The organism is Bacillus sp. Cr_A10, from assembly GCF_029222665.1.
Taxonomy (GTDB): domain Bacteria; phylum Bacillota; class Bacilli; order Bacillales_A; family Planococcaceae; genus Psychrobacillus.
In genome coordinates this window covers 875,017-894,057 of record NZ_JARHXR010000009.1, presented here as the reverse complement: position 1 = coordinate 894,057, position 19,041 = coordinate 875,017, and the positions used below count along the sequence as shown (strand labels likewise).

The window sequence follows — 19,041 nt, the reverse complement described above, 5'->3', positions numbered from 1 at the left end:
TCTACAAGACAGCTCTTTCTAATTACTATTAAGCCATAGCAGCTTCGATGTTGCCCCATGGGATATCCATTACATCTGCAAGGCCTTTACCGTATGCAGGGTCTGCTTTGTAGCAATGAATGATGTGGCGAACTTTAATATGTTCTTCTACGCCAGTCATATTACGAGCAGTGTTTTCAAACAATACTTGTTGTTGTTCTGGACTCATAAGATTGAACAATTTACCCGGTTGTTCATAGTAATTGTCATCGTCTTCACGGAAGTCCCAAATTGATGCTTCGCCATTTATTGCTAACGGTGGCTCTTTGAATTCAGGTTGTGCTTTCCATTGACCATAGCTGTTTGGTTCATAGTGAAGTGTTCCGCCTTTATTGCCATCTACACGCATAGCACCATCTCTATGGAAAGAATGAACAGGACATTTTGGTTGGTTAACCGGAATTTGGTGGTGGTTAACTCCTAAACGATAACGTTGAGCATCTCCATATGAGAAAAGGCGTCCTTGTAACATTCTATCAGGGGAGAAGCTAATACCAGGTACTACATTCGCTGGTGTGAAAGCAGCTTGTTCCACTTCTGCAAAATAGTTTTCTGGGTTACGATTTAATTCCCATTCACCAACTTCAATTAGTGGGAAATCTTTTTTATACCAAACTTTTGTTAAGTCAAAAGGATTATAAGGCATATTATTAGCTTGTTCTTCTGTCATAACTTGGATATACATTTTCCATTTCGGGAAGTTGCCTTGCTCGATGCTATCGAAAAGATCACGTTGATGACTTTCACGGTCTTTACCAACTAGCAATTCTGCTTCTTGATCTGTTAAGTTTTCGATAGGTTGTTGAGAGCGCATGTGGAACTTAACCCAAACACGTTCGTTGTTTGCATTGATCATGCTGAAAGTGTGGCTACCGAATCCATGCATATTACGGTATGTTGAAGGGATACCACGGTCACTCATGACAATTGTCACTTGATGAAGTGCTTCCGGTAAAGAAGTCCAGAAATCCCAGTTGTTATTTGCACTACGCATATTCGTACGTGGATCACGTTTAACAGCATGGTTTAAATCTGGGAAGTTAAGTGGATCACGGAAGAAGAATACTGGAGTATTATTACCAACTAAATCCCAGTTACCTTGTTCTGTGTAGAATCGCATTGAAAAACCACGGATATCTCGTTCTGCATCAGCAGCCCCACGTTCACCAGCTACTGTGGAGAAACGAACGAACATTTCTGTTTCTTTTCCGATTTCGGAGAAAATACTAGCTTTTGTATATTGAGTAATATCATTAGTTACAGTAAATTTACCGTAAGCAGCAGAACCTTTCGCATGCATGCGGCGCTCGGGAATAACTTCTCTATCGAAGTGAGCTAATTTTTCTAATAACCACACGTCTTGAAGTAATAATGGTCCTCTTGGTCCAGCTGACATGGAGTTTTGATTATCTACTACAGGTGCTCCAGCTGCAGTTGTCAATTTGTTATTATTTTGATTCTCTGTCATTGACTATTTCCCCCTAGATTAGAATATTTATAATACAAGAATGATTATATCAAAGGAATAAATATTTTGCTAGGAATCTACTGAGAGAAATTTAATTTTTTTATTTGTTTCTACTTTTGAGACAAGAAAACACTCGTGAAACCTAGATTTCACAAGTGTTTAAACAGTGATTATTATATTAAAAGCTCAAAGAGAGTACTGTCTTTATTCACTTCTTTATAAGAGAAGCCATTCTCACTTAGACGGGAAATTAGACCATTATAGTCCGAGCTATTTTTCAATTCAATTCCTACAAGAGCTGGTCCGCTTTCTTTATTGTTCTTCTTAGTATACTCAAATGTCGTAATGTCGTCGTCCGGTCCAAGTACTTTATCTAAAAACTGTCGCAGCGCCCCAGCGCGTTGGGGGAAGTTTACAATAAAGTAATAAAGTAGGCCTTCATGCATTAATGACTTTTCTTTAATTTCTTGCATTCTACCAATATCGTTATTTCCACCACTGATAATGCAGACAACAGTCTTTCCTTTAATTTGATCTTTATATAAGTCGAGAGCGGTCACAGGAAGTGCTCCTGCAGGTTCTGCAATAATAGCGTGTTTATTATACAAATCTAAAATGGTTGTACAAACTTTGCCTTCTGGAACGAGAACGATATCATCTACATATTTTTGGCATACATCATAATTGAGATTACCAACACATTTTACTGCAGCACCATCTACAAATTTATCGATAGATTCTAAAGCTACTGGTCCATTGTTTTCTAAGGCAGCTTTCATGCTGCCGGCCCCAGCAGGTTCGACTCCAATAATTTTAGTTTTTGGTGATATGTTCTTTATATAAGTAGAAACTCCAGATATTAATCCTCCACCACCAATACTTCCGAAAACAAAGTCAATCGGTTCTTCCATGTCATTCATTATTTCCACAGCTACAGTACCTTGCCCAGAAATAATTTCTCGGTCATCAAATGGGTGGATAAAAATCCGGTTCTCAGCTTCAGCATAAGCGATAGCATTAGTAGCAGAGTCATCAAAAGTATCACCTGCGAGAATTATTTCAACATATTCACGACCAAACATTCTCACTTGGTCGATTTTTTGTTTTGGAGTAGTAAGAGGCATGAAAATCTTTGCGGTAATTTGCAAATGTGCACATGCATAAGCGACTCCTTGAGCATGATTACCTGCGCTAGCACACACCACTCCTTTTTCCCTTGCATCATTCTCAATTGTTTTAATCTTATAGTAAGCTCCACGGAGTTTAAATGAGCGAACATGCTGCAAATCTTCTCTTTTGAAATATACTGTGCAATTATATTTTTCTGATAAATACTCATTTTTTTGTAAAGGTGTATGAATAACTACATCTTTCAAAAAATGATGTGCTATTAGCACATTTTCTACTTGAATGGTTTTCGTATCTGTTACTTGCATATAGATAATGACTCCTCCAATTTAAAGATTAATATATTTTAACACACTACAGTAGTAAATCGCCATTATTCTTTCGAAGAATTCGAAATAATGTAACAACTATATTCTTTATCAAGAATGTTATTAGTGGTTGTATTACAGAGGTGTTACTGGTGCCAGGCACCAGTAACACCTCTGTAATAATATAGGAGGAGGTTACCTAATGTATGGCGACCTCCTCCTGTAAGTTTTATATTTTTACTTCATACATAAGTGTTCAGCTATTTTAACGAAATACTCTGTACCATACTGTAGAGCTTCTTCATCTACCATGAACTTTGGATGATGAAGAGGGTAGTTGTTTCCGAGTTCTTCATTGTAAATACCAAGAAATTGCATAGAGCCAGGACTTTTACGTAGATATGCTGAGAAATCTTCTCCACCAAAGAAAGGTTTATCTATATGAATGACATTTTCTTGCCCAAATACTTCAATAGCAGCTTTTCTTGAAATCGTAACACTTTCTTTGTCGTTAATAACAGGATCGTATCCTTCCATCCAATTAATCTTAAAGGATGCTCCGTGTGCTTCTGAGATTCCTTTAACTATCTGATTGACATACTTTTTTGCTTCTTCTCTGCTCACACTATCAAGGGAGCGGAGTGTTCCCCCGATATAGGCAGTTTCTGGTATAACATTTAGTACATTGCCGCTTTGAAAAACAACAACAGATAAAACAGGAACATTTAATGCTGAAATTTTTCTAGCTGTTATTTGATGGAGATTGGAAACTACTTCTGCTCCAATTGCAATTGGATCTATAGATTTTTCGGGCATTGATGCGTGTCCGCCTTTACCTATTATGGTAATTTCAAAATCGTCAATTGCTGCACATAAGACATCATCCTTCATTGTAATCGTACCTGATTTAACGAATGGATCCACATGTAATGCAAATATATGGTCAACATTGTCAACGACACCTACATCTACTAGTCCTAACGCTCCTCCAGGGCTTACTTCTTCTGCGTGTTGGAAGATGAAACGAATTTCTCCACTAATTTCTTCTCTTTTGGAGGAAAGTACTTTTGCTGCACCAAGTAACATGGCAGTATGTGTATCGTGTCCACATGCGTGCATGACACCCTCTTTTTTGGATTTAAAAGGAACGTCTGCTTCTTCTACTATCGGAAGTGCGTCGATATCTGCTCGAAAAGCAATAGTAAGAGGGGAGGCAGAAGGCTTTAATCCTTTAAGTACTGCTAGCACACTTGTTTTAGTTGGCCTTGATATTTCTAAACCAGAAAATGATTGCAACAGTTGATAAATGTAATTCGATGTTTCCACTTCTTCAAAACCGAGCTCAGGATTCTCATGAAGTTGCCTTCTCCATTTAATTACTTCTTCTTTAATTGTTGTTTCCTTTATTGTCATTATTCATTAACTCCTTTAATTAGAATGGACCATAATTCGTGAATTGTGCGAACATTAAAAAGCAAATGGAAATTGCTATTAATATACCTATGAACGGGAAGACCCATTTTAGCCATTTCGTATAGGGGATACCATTTAAAGCTAGTGCTGCTATTAAAACACCTGATGTTGGGAAAATGAGATTGGAAATACCGTCTCCAGTTTGAAAGGCAAGCACGGCTGTTTGTCTTGTAACACCAATCAAATCTCCTAGAGGTGTCATAATAGGCATCGTCAGTGCTGCTTGTCCACTTCCAGATGGAACGATAAAATTCATACACATTTGGGTAAAGAACATACCAAGTGCGTTAATAGCAGGAGGGAGATTCCCAATTAGACTTGACGCATAATATAAAATGGAATCTAACAGCAATCCATCACGTACGATTACTAGAATAGTTTGAGCGACTCCAATAATTAAAGCCCCAGAAATCATTTCCTTTGCACCATCAATAAATCCTTTAGACATATCGCTAGGGGGGAGCTTACAAATAAAACCTATAATAATCCCAAATAACAAGAATATCCCAGCGATTTCTGAAATATACCATTGAAGTTTGATAACCCCATACATGAGAATAATGAAATTTAAAAGCAAAGCATACAAAGAGATTTTATGTCTCATAGAAAGTTTGAAATTTTCTTCAATGGTATCAGTGGATTGTCTAGTATATTTTCCAAACACACCTAACTCCGGGTTCTTTTTAACTTTCATTGCATGACGGTAAATATATAAAACTGTTGCTAGATACATTACAACAAATAGTGCAATTCTCAGCTCAATACCTGAGTATATTGGAAGCTCAGCTATACCTTGAGCTACACCGACGTTAAATGGATTTGTAATACCTGTAAGAAAACCGACCATAATACCAAGCATGACTATAGCAAATCCAGTAAGCGCATCAAATCCTAAAGAAATAGTCATAGGTACAAGGATTGCTAGATAAACAAGGGAATCTTCTGCCGAACCAATTAAAGTGCCTAATAAAGAAAATACTAAAACCATAATTGGTATAAGCAATTTTTCTTTAGAAGAATATTTCAAGGATACTATTTGAATAAAAGAATTTAATGCACCAGTCATTTGTATTATTCCAAGTGCTCCACCAAATAGTAGTACAAAAAGTATAATAGGCGCGGCTTCAGTCATACCAACATGAACATTACTAAATATATCAAAAAAACCAACAGGTGCATTTTCAACAAAATGAAATGTGGAAGGGTCCACTACTTGTCGTCCATTTACTTCCACTCGATCGTATTGTCCAGCGGGAAAAATATACGTTAATATAGCCACTATTAATATTACACAAAACATTAGTACAAAAGCATCGATAGATATTTCATTCGTTAATTTACTTTTTACATTTGATTTTAAATTTCCTTTTTCTATGATTTTTGCCAATACAATTCCCCCTAGTTTGTCGTTAATTTCCTTATTAATGTAGCAATCCTTTCAGAAGTTAGAGTTTTGGAAGAATCACTTTAATTTTTCCGGTATACGGAAAACGTTTTCAATATTCGGAAATATTAAAATTAATTATATATTTTATTTTTTGGATGTCAATATGTTCTGAATATAAAGAATATTGTTCCTGTATTTGTAAAAGAGATTGCAAACATAGTCTATGCATTTTTTGGGATTGCAGTGCTATACTAAAAAACGTGTTGACTTGTCGAATATTGTACATTCGATAACTAAAGATTATAAGGAAAGAGGAGATTTACAAATGGCAATTAAAGTGGCAGCAATTATTGGTAGTAACAGAAAAGAATCTTACAACTTAAAACTAGTGGAGTACATGAAAAAACGCTATGCAGACAAATTAGACATTGAAATCGTATTAATCAACGATGTAGAGATGTTTAGTGCTGATATTGAAGAGAATCCTCCAAAAGGGGCAATGGATTTCAAAATGAAAGTTCGTAATGCGGAAGCGGTGCTATTCGCAGTACCTGAATATAACTTTTCAATCCCAGGAGTTTTGAAAAATGCAATTGATTGGATGTCTCGTAGCGGACATGACCTAAAAGATAAACCAACTTTTATCGTAGGTTCTTCTATGGGCGTACTTGGTAGTGTTCGTGCTCAATTGCATTTAAGAGAAATCATCTCGAATCCAACACTACAACCAAAACTACTTCCTGGAAATGAAGTATACATTGGTTCAATTCATACAAAATTGAATGAACAAAATGAAATTACTGACCAAGGTACTAGTGATTTCCTTGATTCTGTAGTTAACAATTTTGTTGAATTTTACAATAAAGTTAAATAATTTTAGTAATTAATAAAACAAACATGAAAAACGTGAATTTCACGAATTTCATGTTTGTTTTCATTTTCACGAATTTCACGATTGTTGTCGTGCCAGGCACCTGTAATCTATTTGTAATATATGAGAGGGTTCAATTTTTTTGTTTTTTTGATAGATGGTTTTTTTCTTTGGGTGTATAGTGGATTCATAGACTTGGTTTAGTTTTGAAGGGAAGTTATAATGTTGAGTAAGGTATTTACGAAATCGACGATGGCACTATTAGTGCTTATTTTAGTGTGGGGTGCTAGTTGGCCAATTTATAAATTAGCGTTACCTTACACACCTCCGTTGCTATTTTCCGGAATGCGAGCGACGATTGGCGGGGTCTTGTTAGGATTAATATTGTTGAATAGGTTAGATAAAATTAATTGGCGGGAAAATTGGAAGTTATATTGTATTTCGGCTTTATTTAATACAACATTATTTTTTGGAATACAAACAGTAGGGTTAAATTATTTACCTGGAGGCTTGTTTTCGATACTTGTTTATTTTCAACCAGTGTTATTAGGTTTGTTCGCATGGATTTGGTTAGGGGAATTTATGACCCCAGTTAAAATTATTGGTCTCTTGATAGGATTCCTAGGAATATTAATGGTTAGTTTAGATGGGTTAACTTTTCATGTGTCCGTAATTGGGGTAGTTCTTGGGATTGTCACAGCAATATGTTGGGCATTTGGTGTGATTTACGTCAAAAGTATAAGGGATAGAGTAGATGCTTACTGGATGGTTTCCTTACAATGTATCATTGGGGGAGCGGTTCTTCTTGGAACAGGGACATACTTTGAAAGTTGGTCTGAAATTCAGTGGAATAGTACATACATATTTGGTTTAAGCTATGGCGCAATTTTTGGGATTCCTATTTCTTATATTATCTACTACAAGTTAATTAATGAAGGAGAAGCAAGCAAAGTAGGCTCATATACGTTTCTTGTACCGATTATTGCTGTCTTTATAGGTGCTGTTTTCCTAGATGAACCAATTACCTACTTGCTTATTATTGGGTTAATCATGGTTGGTGCTAGTATTTTTATCGTTAATTTTAGAAGTAAAAAGAAGCTTATTAATTTTGTTAAAGAATAAGAGAGTTACTTGTTAAAGGAGAGTATATGAAAAATAAAACAGTAGTTCGTTCGATGGATATTTTAAATTTATTTGTAGATCATGCGGCTTTGACATTTCAAGAAATAATTGAACTTTCGAAGATTCCTAAATCATCCGTTTATCGAATGTTAATATCTTTAGAGGAAATGGGTTTTATCGTAAAAGGCGCTGATTCTAAATATCGGTTAGGTCTCCTCTTTCTTACTTATGGAAATCTCGTTTCTTCTAGATTGGATATACGACAAATCGCATATCCTATCATGCAAGAATTACATAACGAATTAAAAGAAGCGATTAATTTAATTATACGGCAAGGTGACGAAGCCATATACATTGAAAAAGTAGATGTATATCAAAAAGTCCGATTATACACTGCTATTGGAAGAAGAAGCCCTTTGTATGCTGGAGCTTGTTCAAGAGTCATTTTATCTTTTTTAGAAGATGATGAAATCAATTCTTATTTAGAAAATGTAGAATTAAAGTCTTTTGCTATGGGAACAATTACGGATAAAGAGATTTTGTTAGAGAGTATAAAAAACGCAAGAACAAATGGTTATACGATTAGTCATTCCGAATTAGAAGACCATACCTCAGCTATTGCTGCTCCTATTTTCAACAATAAAGGAGAAATCATAGGTGGAATTAGTATAGCTGGAATTGAAGCAAACTACCAAAAAGATCAGGTCGATTTCTTTGCAAAAAAAGCAATAGATGCTGCGAATATAATTTCTGAAAGATTAGGCTTTGTAAATAAAAATCCTCTATTCCAACGTGAATAGAGGATTATTTTTAATTACTAACTATTTTATAATGGATTGCATTTTTTATGTTTTTTATCTGCTGCTCATTTTTAAATATTTCATTTTCAGCTTCAGCAAGCGTGATTTCCTTAAAGCGTATTGTTCCGGTTGGTTGAATCTGAGCGAGACTTGGTAAGTCAGCAGTTATCACTTGTGCTATTTTAGGATAGCCCCCAGTAGTTTGACGGTCTGCCATCAGGATAATTGGTTGTCCATTTGATGGGATCTGGACAGTTCCAAACGTAACTCCTTCAGATAAGAGCTCAAAATTTTCAGCTAATGATAGGGTAGGACCATCTAATCTGTATCCCATTCGATCGGATTGGACTGTAAGGGTATAAGGTTTTTCGAAAAAAATGTTTTGGCTTTCCTGATCAAAACGGTTAAATTCAGTTCCTTTTAGCACTCGAATATACTGATTCTGTTCAAATCTTATCAAATTATTAAAGTCTACAGACCAAGTTGCATCACTGTTTTTCAACTGTTCAATAAGCTTTTCGCCAATTTCACTTACTTCTCCTACTGAAAAAATATCTCCTTTTTGCAACGCTCTCCCTTTAAAGCCACCAATATTTGCACGTAAATAGGTACTTTTACTCTTCATAATTTCCGGGATATCTATTCCACCTGCAAAAGCAACGTATGCTCTACTTCCTTTTATAGCTGAATTGAATTTTAAGACAGAATTTTTCTTTACAAAAATTGGCCGCCAAGATAAAACTTTCTTTCCATCAATTGTAGGGAGAAAATCTCCTCCAGTTATTGAAATTAAGGTATCTTCATCAAATTGAAGTGTTGTGCCGAATAAAGTAATTTCAAGTGTGGCTTCATTTTCTTTATTTCCAACTAAAAGATTTGCCAGTCTTAAAGAATAGCTATCCATCGCACCACTAACTATAACTCCAAACTTTTGCGATCCATATCGACCTATGTCTTGAATCGAGGTTAATAGTCCGGAATGCAACACTCGTATGCTCATTTCTTCAACTCCTTATAATTTAAATAATCACTGGAAGAAATCGGCACAAAGCGTATAATATCGCCAGCTTGCAATAAGGTAGGGGGGGACATTTGAGGTAGAAACAAATCTAGCGGGGTGCGTCCAATGATCTGCCATCCACCAGGAGTCTCTAGTGGATAAATACCAGTTTGTTTACCTGCTATTCCAACTGATCCGGGTCTTATTGATAATCTAGGTGTTTCTTTTCTAGGTGTAGCTATACGTTCATCCATTCCACCCATAAAAGGAAAACCAGGTGCAAAACCGAGCATGTAAACTAAACATTCACTCTCTGAATGAATGCGAATAACTTCCTCTGATGAAATGTTGTGATATTGAGCGACTGTATCTAAATCTGGTCCATATTCTCCTCCGTAACAAACAGGGATAGAAATTACCCTAGCAGACTCGTTTTTATTTTTCGTCATTTTTTTTACTAAATTTTCCATATGAATAGAAACAAATTCAAAGGAATTTAAGTCACTTTTCTGGGAAGTATGAACAATATATGGATTATAATACACCGTTATATTGTTATAAGCTGGAACAAATTCTGTTAATCCTTCAAATGGACTATTAGCTAGTAGTTCGGATAGATTTTTAACTTTTTGATGAATAGCTTTATCTATACCTTCTCCGAGCTGTACAATTAATGCGGAATCTCCCAATGGTTTTATAATGCAATCAGAATAGGAATTAGGCATACAAACAGCTCCTTTAGTTTCGAAATATGGTAATGAAGTTCTTAAAAATGAAATATAACAATTATTATAATTCTCTAAAATCAAAATACAAGCTATAGTTTAAAAAATAATTAAATAAACAATTGCAAAATAATATCTATTCAGAAAAAAACGATTGTGCTAATATTAAGTTTAAGTTTCGAAACATCGGTTTCATAATTCGGAACTAGAGTATTGTGATGCTAATAGAAGTTTAGGGGGGATAAAATGTTTCGAGTAGATATAAATTGCGACTTAGGGGAAAGTTTCGGTCGATACAAATTAGGAGAGCAACAGGAAATACTAAAATATGTTACATCAGCGAATATTGCATGTGGATTTCATGCTGGAGATCCAAGTGTAATGCGGGAAACTGTCAAGTTAGCTATTGAAAATGGCGTTAAAATTGGTGCACATCCTGGTTTGCCTGATCTAAATGGATTTGGTAGAAGAGAGATGAAAATAACTCCCCAAGAGGCATATGATATGGTAGTCTATCAAATTGGTGCGCTTAATGGGTTCTTAGCTACTTTTGGTGAGCAGATGCAACATGTAAAACCGCATGGTGCATTATTTAATATGGCTGCTAAAGATTTTGAATTGGCCAAAGCGATAGCTCAAGCGGTATATGATGTATCTCCTTCACTTGTCTTATTTGGGTTAGCTAATAGTGAATTAACTGCGGCAGGAGAAAAAGTGGGCTTAAGAATAGCTCATGAAGTATTCGCGGATCGTACATATCAGTCAGATGGTTCATTAACTTCGCGTCAACAGAGTAATGCTCTAATAATAGATACTAACGAGTCGATAGCCCAAGTTGTGAAAATGGTGACGGAAGGAATCGTAATTTCACAACAAAATACAGAAGTACAAATAAAAGCAGATACAGTTTGTATTCATGGAGATGGAGAACATGCTGTTTCATTTGCCCGAAATATTAAAGAAACTTTAAAAAATAATAATGTAAGCGTTTCAGCTTTCGTTGATTAAGGGGGAGAACATGTGGGAGAACAATTAATACCAAAAGACAGTACTAAAAAGACAGTAGGGAAAAGTGTCTTACTAGGGGCGGCTTTTTTGATGGCGACCTCAGCTATAGGACCGGGATTTTTAACACAAACAACTGTATTTACTGAACAACTAGCAGCTAGTTTTGGATTTGTCATTTTGATTTCACTTTTACTAGATGTTGTTGCTCAAGTAAATGTTTGGAGAATTATTGCTGTTTCAGGGCTTCGTGGACAAGAAATTGCCAATAAAGTATTGCCGGGTTTAGGGGTGCTATTGGCGATTCTAATAGTAATGGGTGGACTTGCATTTAATATTGGGAATGTTGCTGGAGCAGGCCTTGGTTTAAATGCGATGCTTGGTTTGGATCCGATCACTGGCGCAATTATTAGTGCGGCATTTGCGATTTTTATATTTGTTGTGAAAGAAGCAGGAAAAGCAATGGATAAGGTTGCTCAAATTGCTGGATTTGTTATGATTGCTTTAATGGTTTATGTTGCTTTTTCTACTTCACCACCAGTTGGCGAAGCGATTGTACATACGTTTGCTCCTTCAGAAATTAGTATTTTTGCCATTGTAACACTAGTAGGTGGAACAGTTGGTGGTTATATAACTTTTGCAGGAGGTCACAGACTTTTAGATGCAGGAGTAAAAGGTGTGGAGTCATTACCTGATGTAACGAAAGGTTCTGTAACAGGTATTGTAGTAACGGGAATAATGCGTGTTGCATTATTTTTAGCAGTACTAGGGGTTGTGTCACAAGGATTACAAATTGATCCTGCAAATCCACCAGCTTCTGTTTTTAAACTTGCTGCTGGCGAAATTGGTTATCGTATGTTTGGTGTAATTATGTGGGCAGCTGCAATTACATCTGTTGTTGGTGCGGCTTACACATCCGTATCATTTATTCGTTCATTCCATCCTTTGATAGAGAAATACCATAACTGGATTATTATCGTTTTTATTCTTACATCAACTATAGTTTTTGCGTTAGTAGGAAGACCAGTTAATATTCTTCTTCTTGTTGGTGCTCTAAATGCACTAATTTTACCAATAGCACTAGGTACGTTATTAGTTGGAGCATACAAGAAAGAAATTGTAGGAGATTACAAGCACCCTATTTGGTTAACAATTACTGGGGCAATCGTAACTATTATCATGGGTGTGTTAGGAATCATGACGCTAATTGAACAAATTCCATTGCTTTTTAAATAGGAAGGGGTAGTTGACCAATGATTAATTATGGAACAATGGCTCCAAATGAGATCCGTAAGCTAATAAGTTCTGCGCAAATTACAGGTCCGACAGCTGGTATGGCTAAAGGATATACACAAGCAAATTTAGCTATTTTGAAAAAAGAATATGCTTTTGACTTTTTATTATTTTGCCAAAGAAATCCAAAGTCTTGTCCATTGGTAGATGTTACGGAAGTAGGTTCATATAATCCGAGTACTATTGCAAATGGGGCGGATATTCGAACGGATATTCCAAAATATCGTATTTATAAAGACGGTGTTTTTACAGAAGAAGTGACTGATATTAAGGATTACTGGGAAGATGATATGGTAGCTTTTTTAATTGGTTGTAGCTTTACCTTCGAAACGCCGTTGATTGAAGCAGGCATACCAATTCGACATATTGAGGAAAACTGCAATGTACCGATGTACAAAACAAATATTGAGTGTGCAAAAGCAGGTGTCTTCGAAGGTCCAACTGTAGTAAGTATGCGTCCAATGTCACAATCAGATGCCATTCGAGCGATACAAATTACTTCGCGCTTTCCAGGAGTGCACGGAGCTCCGATACATATTGGGGATCCGAGCATTATTGGTATCAATGACATCCATAAACCTGACTTTGGCGATGCTGTTACAATCAAAGAAGGTGAGATCCCTGTGTTTTGGGCTTGCGGTGTTACACCACAAGCGGTTGCGATGAAGAGTAAACCTTCCATCATTATTACCCATGCTCCGGGCTGCATGTTCATCAGTGATTTGAAAGACGAAAAATTAAGCGTATTATAACAAACAAATGAATGCCATTTAAAAACAAACATGAAAATCGTGAAATACACGTTTTCATGTTTGTTTTTATTTTGGTGCCTGGCACCTGTAATACTTTTGTAATAATTATTGGTATTGTCCTAGTAAGGAGAAAAAACGGATAACGAAATGGTGAAATACTTTTTCTGAAGGAGACAACTCTCTTGAAGCTGGGCTTAGGATACCGACCGTTCTTCGGATGGCAGGTGAGTCTATTGGGATTTTTGTGGTAAATCTCGGAGTGGAGTCGGTAAACGTACTATCGGGTAGTAGACTTACTCCTATACCTGCTGCAACTAGACCTTTAATAGCGTCCATATCCTCACCCTCCGACGTAACTTTGGGTGTGAATCCGACAGAATTACATGCTTCAACGACAAGTTTGTTTAATACATAGCCTTCAGGGAATAAAACAAAATTTTCATTTCGTAAATCAATTAAAGGAATCCTATTTTTATTGGCAAAAGGATGATGGCTTGGTAAGAGTACTGAAAAATCTTCCGTAAATAAAATGGTGCTATTTATCAATTCGTCCTTTGGGGGGAGAGGACCTAAAAACGCAAGATTCAATTCTCTATTTTTTACAGCATCAATCAAATAGTTATAAGATCCTTGGCGTAGATGGAAGGCTACATTTGGATGTTCTTTTTTAAAAGCAGAAATAACTGTTGGCAATAAGTGGCCAGCTAAACTGGTTGGAAAGCCAATTTTAATAACTCCTTTTTCAGGATTTAAGTATTCATCAATTTGTTTTTTAGCATGGTCAATTGCTTGCAATGCGAATATACTATGTTGCATAAATATTTTCCCGATAGGTGTTAACTTAACATTCCTCCCCACGCGTTCGAACAATTCTACCCCAAGTTCCTCCTCCAAATTTGCAATTTGTCTACTTACAGCTGATTGAGCGACATGCAAATTAATGGCTGCTTCCGAAATATGTTCACGTTCTGCAACTTCTATAAAATACCTCAATTGACGTAGTTCCATATTCTCACTCCTCTAATCAATCTAAAAAGTAGATGATTTATATCCAAATTATATATTGTTTATATTATTTTGAAAACCTACAATATTCATAAGTAACTTGTAAGGTAAATTGGAGGGATTTAATATGACTTTTCATAAGCTACCAAAAGCACAAGGGCTATATCAACCTGAATTTGAGCACGACGCTTGTGGGATTGGTTTATATGCACATATAAAAGGTTTAGCTACGCATGACATAGTTAAAAAAGGATTAGAGATGCTATGTCGCCTCGATCATCGTGCTGGAAGAGGAAGTGATGGTCAAACGGGAGATGGCGCAGGCTTAATGGTTCAAATACCAGATGTGTACTTTCGAGTAGTGTGTAATGAATGGGATTTACCAGCCAAAGGCGGTTATGGGGTTGGAATGTTATTCTTTACAGATGATGACAAAGAACGTGAAGAAATCGAAAAAAAATTTAACGAGACAATCCAATTAGAAGGACAGCAACTAATTGGATGGAGAACAGTTCCGATTAACGCCAATGCGTTAAGTAAAACAGCAAAAGAGACAGTACCAGTAGTTCGTCAAGTCTTTATAAAATCGTTGAACGAAATGGATTCTCTTGCTTTTGAACGAAAATTGTTTGTAATAAGAAAACAAGTAGAGCATTGGGCACAACAACAATCAAAGAAATTTTATTGTGCAAGCTTATCAAGCCAAACTATCGTATACAAAGGGTTATTAACTCCTGATGAAGTAGATTTATTTTATATTGATTTGCAAGATGAATTATTCACATCGGCTTTTTCACTTGTGCATTCACGATATAGTACAAATACGTTCCCAAGTTGGGAAAGAGCGCATCCTAATCGCTACATTGTCCATAACGGTGAAATAAATACTTTACGCGGTAATGTAAACTGGATGAAAGCTAGGGAGAAACAATTTGTTTCTGACGCGTTTGGGAAAGATTTGGAAAAAGTATTGCCGATCATTGATACAAACGGTAGTGATTCATCAATGCTTGACAATGCATTTGAATTTTTCGTACTAGCAGGAAGAACGCCTGCTCATACTGCTATGATGCTCATACCGGAACCATGGACAGAAAATCCTCACATTAGTGAAGAGAAAAAAGCATTTTATGCTTACCACAGTTCTTTAATGGAGCCTTGGGATGGTCCAACCGCAATTTCATTTACAAATGGGAAGCAAATAGGAGCAATTTTAGATCGAAATGGATTACGACCAGCTCGTTATTACGTAACGAAGGATGACTACATCATTTTCTCTTCAGAAGTTGGAGTTGTAGATGTTGATGAGGGTAATATCTTATATAAAGAGCGACTGAGTCCTGGAAGAATGTTGCTGATCGATTTAGAACAAGGACGCATTATTTCTGATGAAGAAATTAAGCAGGAAATGGCAATAGCATTTCCGTATAAGCAGTGGTTAGATGAGAACAAACTTACTCTGACAACCGTTCATGAGAAGCCTGAGCAATTAAATAATCTTTTATTTCAACAAAAAGCATTTGGCTATACGTATGAAGATATTCAAAAGTATATTGTTCCAATTTCCTTAGATGGCAAAGATCCGATTGGTTCGATGGGGAACGATACACCACTTGCAGTTTTATCAGAACGTCCACAATCATTGTTCAACTATTTTAAGCAGCACTTTGCACAAGTTACGAATCCTCCCATTGATTCTATTCGTGAGCATATAGTTACTTCGACGATGACATTGCTTGGTGCTGAAGGTGATTTGCTACAACCAAATGCCTTAAATGCTAAAAGAATATTTTTAGATAATCCAGTTTTAACGAACAATCAATTAAAAAATTTACTAGAAATGAAAGATCCTAATTTCCAATATGGTTTAATCGGTTTAGAAATGACAGAAGATTTAGACTTTGACTTAGAGAATATTTCTAAAATGGCGGACCGTTTTATGGAACAAGATAAAACCATTTTAATTTTATCTGACCGAATGATCAATAAAGAACAAGTCACTATCCCTGTATTACTTGCAGCTAGTAGTCTTCATCAGCACTTAGTTCGTACAGGAAATAGAACAAAAGTGAGTATCATAGTTGAATCAGGGGAAGCGCGTGAAGTACATCATTTTGCAGCGCTTATAGGATACGGTGTAGATGCCATTAATCCTTATTTAGCTTTTGCAACCATTGGTGAAGCAATTCAGAATGGTCATATAGATAGTAGTTATAAGGAAGCGATTTCTAAATATAGTAAAGGAATTGCAGAGGGTGTAGTAAAGGTAATGTCAAAAATGGGTATCTCTACAGTGCAAAGTTACCGTGGAGCGCAAATTTTCGAAGCTGTTGGCATTAGCAAAGATGTTATAGAACGTCACTTTACTGGTACAGTTTCTCAATTGGGTGGAATTGATTTGGGGACAATCGCCGAAGAAGCAAAAAGACGTCATAATCAAGCGATTGACTCTACACAAGTTTCCCTAGAATCAGGAAGTGATTTCCAGTGGAGAAGTACAGGAGAGCACCATGCTTTTAATCCTAAAACAATTCATACGCTTCAATGGGCTACACGTAAAGGAGACTATGGTTTATACAGACAATATGCGGAAATGGCAAATGAAGAACGAATAGGCTTTTTACGTAATTCATTTACATTTAAACAAAAAAACAAGCGAGTACGACTTGATGAAGTTGAATCCGTAGACTCCATCGTAAAACGATTTAAAACTGGCGCTATGTCGTTTGGTTCTTTAAGCCAAGAAGCTCATGAAACTCTTGCGATAGCAATGAATCGATTAGGTGGAAAAAGTAATAGTGGAGAGGGTGGTGAACATCCTAGTCGTTATGAACTTGATGCAAATGGGGATAACCGAAGAAGCGCTATCAAACAAATTGCATCCGGAAGATTTGGAGTGAAGAGTCATTATCTTGTTCAGGCAGACGAACTACAAATTAAAATGGCACAAGGAGCAAAACCAGGGGAAGGCGGACAATTACCAGGTAATAAAGTTTACCCTTGGGTAGCGGATGTTCGTGGCTCTACGACTGGTGTTGGTTTAATATCCCCCCCACCACATCACGATATTTATTCCATTGAGGATATGGCTCAATTAATACATGATTTGAAAAATGCTAATCGTACAGCTCGTATAAGCGTCAAACTAGTAGCGAAAGCTGGAGTAGGGACAATTGCAGCAGGAGTAGCAAAGGGTGCAGCAGATGTCATTGTGATCAGCGGTTACGATGGAGGGACAGGAGCATCACCTAAAACGAGTATAAAACATACTGGCCTTCCGTGGGAGCTAGGACTAGCAGAAGCACATCAAACACTCATGTTAAACGGCTTACGTGATCGAGTGAGGTTAGAGACGGACGGTAAGCTCATGACAGGAAAAGATGTAGTAATGGCTGCTTTATTAGGTGCAGAAGAATTTGGATTTGCGACCGCTCCTTTAATTGTTTTAGGGTGTGTTATGATGCGTGCTTGTCATTTAGACACATGTCCGGTTGGTATTGCCACTCAAAATCCAGAGCTACGTGATAAGTTTACAGGAAGTGCAGATTATGTAGTAAATTACATGCGTTTTGTTGCTGAAGAAATGCGCGAATATATGGCAAATCTAGGATTTAGAACAGTGGAAGAAATGGTTGGACGTACGGATGTATTAGAAGTGAGTAAACGTGCCAAAGAACATTGGAAAGCAAAACAGCTAGATTTTGCTAACTTGTTATTCCAGGTTCAAGGAAATAGAACATACTCAACTCCACAAAATCATAAGATTGATGCTTCGTTTGATTTACGTGAACTACTTCCTAAAGTTGGGAAGGCAATTACGAATCAAACAAAAATTGATTTACAATATCCTATTTCGAATACAGATCGAGTAGTAGGAACTATAATCGGAAGCGAAATATCTAAGCAGCATGGAGAAAGAGGATTAGCTAACGATTCCATTATTTTACGCTTTACTGGGGCAGCTGGCCAAAGCTTTGGTGCGTTTGTTCCGAAGGGGATGTCCATGTACGTAACAGGTGATGTTAATGATTACTTTGGGAAAGGATTATCTGGAGGAAAACTAATTGTCACGGCACCACTTAAAGGAGCTGCAGAAGGAAATGTTATAGCAGGTAATGTTGCATTATATGGAGCAACTAGTGGAACTGCATTTATCAATGGACGTGCTGGGGAGCGCTTTGCAGTTCGAAATAGTGGGGTAGATGTTGTAGTAGAAGGTATAGGGGATCATGGATGTGAATACATGACTGGTGGTCGTGCAGTCATTTTAGGGGATGTAGGAAAAAACTTTGGGGCAGGAATGTCCGGTGGTATTGCGTATGTACTTGTTGATGATGTGAACGGGTTGAAAGAACAATGTAATATGGAAATGATTGACTTTGAGAAAATAAGTTCTTCAGATGAGTTGCATTCTTTACGCCAATTGATTATGGATCACTACTATTACACAAAGAGTTCGAAAGCGATGAACATTTTAGACAGATGGGAAGAAATGTCTGATCGATTTGTAAAAGTAGTGCCAAATGATTACAAAATAATGCTAGAAAAAATCCAAGCATTTAAATTGGAAGGTTTAACGGATGATGCAGCAGCGATGAAAGCATTTTTATCTACTTCAAATAACAAAGATAAGAAAGAACTAGAACTATTGAAAAAGTAGTGGAG

Annotated in this window: 14 protein-coding genes; 7 read left to right on the top strand and 7 right to left on the bottom strand. The window is 36.5% G+C overall.

The features are described 5' to 3' along the window. Positions 1-28 precede the first annotated feature (28 nt). From P2Q73_RS11700 to P2Q73_RS11685, 4 genes are all read right to left on the bottom strand, one after another. Complete coding sequence (locus P2Q73_RS11700; protein WP_275787234.1) at positions 29-1,507, bottom strand: catalase; 1,479 nt, start codon at positions 1,505-1,507, stop codon at positions 29-31. Between the two features lie 173 nt (positions 1,508-1,680). Continuing rightward, positions 1,681-2,943: a threonine ammonia-lyase IlvA gene (gene ilvA / locus P2Q73_RS11695; protein ID WP_275787232.1), complete on the bottom strand. Its 1,263-nt coding sequence runs from the start codon at positions 2,941-2,943 to the stop codon at positions 1,681-1,683. A 237-nt stretch (positions 2,944-3,180) separates the two neighbouring features. Then, on the bottom strand, positions 3,181-4,356 hold the full coding sequence (locus P2Q73_RS11690) for an amidohydrolase (RefSeq protein ID WP_275787229.1): 1,176 nt from the start codon (positions 4,354-4,356) through the stop codon (positions 3,181-3,183). Positions 4,357-4,375: 19 nt separating this feature from the next. Beyond that, on the bottom strand, positions 4,376-5,803 hold the full coding sequence (locus tag P2Q73_RS11685) for a YfcC family protein (RefSeq protein ID WP_481747148.1): 1,428 nt from the start codon (positions 5,801-5,803) through the stop codon (positions 4,376-4,378). Positions 5,804-6,128: 325 nt separating this feature from the next. Between P2Q73_RS11685 and P2Q73_RS11680 the strand changes: the two genes are divergently transcribed. The 3 genes from P2Q73_RS11680 to P2Q73_RS11670 all read left to right on the top strand — a co-directional run bounded on the left by P2Q73_RS11680 (position 6,129) and on the right by P2Q73_RS11670 (position 8,596). Continuing rightward, a complete protein-coding gene (locus P2Q73_RS11680; protein ID WP_172794330.1) occupies positions 6,129-6,677 on the top strand; it encodes an NADPH-dependent FMN reductase in 549 nt (182 codons plus the stop codon). Positions 6,678-6,899: 222 nt separating this feature from the next. Further along, on the top strand, positions 6,900-7,796 hold the full coding sequence (locus P2Q73_RS11675) for a DMT family transporter (protein ID WP_275787484.1): 897 nt from the start codon (positions 6,900-6,902) through the stop codon (positions 7,794-7,796). A 26-nt stretch (positions 7,797-7,822) separates the two neighbouring features. Then, on the top strand, positions 7,823-8,596 hold the full coding sequence (locus P2Q73_RS11670) for an IclR family transcriptional regulator (RefSeq protein WP_275787225.1): 774 nt from the start codon (positions 7,823-7,825) through the stop codon (positions 8,594-8,596). Positions 8,597-8,606: 10 nt separating this feature from the next. Here P2Q73_RS11670 and P2Q73_RS11665 read toward each other — a convergent pair whose 3' ends face one another. Both P2Q73_RS11665 and pxpB read right to left on the bottom strand, forming a co-directional pair. Next, positions 8,607-9,596: a 5-oxoprolinase subunit C family protein gene (locus P2Q73_RS11665; RefSeq protein WP_275787223.1), complete on the bottom strand. Its 990-nt coding sequence runs from the start codon at positions 9,594-9,596 to the stop codon at positions 8,607-8,609. After that, on the bottom strand, positions 9,593-10,321 hold the full coding sequence (pxpB, locus tag P2Q73_RS11660; RefSeq protein WP_275787220.1) for a 5-oxoprolinase subunit PxpB: 729 nt from the start codon (positions 10,319-10,321) through the stop codon (positions 9,593-9,595). Before pxpB ends, P2Q73_RS11665 begins: the two co-directional genes overlap by 4 nt. A 246-nt stretch (positions 10,322-10,567) precedes the next feature. Here pxpB and P2Q73_RS11655 point away from each other — a divergent pair, with 246 nt between their 5' ends. The 3 genes from P2Q73_RS11655 to P2Q73_RS11645 all read left to right on the top strand — a co-directional run bounded on the left by P2Q73_RS11655 (position 10,568) and on the right by P2Q73_RS11645 (position 13,371). Beyond that, positions 10,568-11,329 carry a LamB/YcsF family protein gene (locus P2Q73_RS11655; RefSeq protein WP_275787217.1) on the top strand — a complete coding sequence of 254 codons (762 nt, stop codon included), beginning with the start codon at positions 10,568-10,570 and terminating at the stop codon, positions 11,327-11,329. A 90-nt stretch (positions 11,330-11,419) separates the two neighbouring features. Then, positions 11,420-12,562 (top strand): NRAMP family divalent metal transporter, encoded by a 1,143-nt coding sequence (locus P2Q73_RS11650; RefSeq protein ID WP_375218745.1) that lies wholly within the window; start codon positions 11,420-11,422, stop codon positions 12,560-12,562. Positions 12,563-12,597: 35 nt separating this feature from the next. After that, positions 12,598-13,371, top strand: a complete 774-nt coding sequence (locus P2Q73_RS11645; RefSeq protein WP_481747156.1) for a putative hydro-lyase — start codon at positions 12,598-12,600, stop codon at positions 13,369-13,371. Between the two features lie 105 nt (positions 13,372-13,476). On the opposite strand, the gene gltC is transcribed toward P2Q73_RS11645, so the two are convergent. Further along, positions 13,477-14,379, bottom strand: a complete 903-nt coding sequence (gltC, locus tag P2Q73_RS11640; RefSeq protein WP_056829594.1) for a glutamate biosynthesis transcriptional regulator GltC — start codon at positions 14,377-14,379, stop codon at positions 13,477-13,479. A 124-nt stretch (positions 14,380-14,503) separates the two neighbouring features. On the opposite strand from gltC, the gene gltB reads away from it, so the two are divergent. Continuing rightward, on the top strand, positions 14,504-19,036 hold the full coding sequence (gene gltB / locus P2Q73_RS11635; RefSeq protein WP_275787207.1) for a glutamate synthase large subunit: 4,533 nt from the start codon (positions 14,504-14,506) through the stop codon (positions 19,034-19,036). Positions 19,037-19,041: the final 5 nt, after the last annotated feature.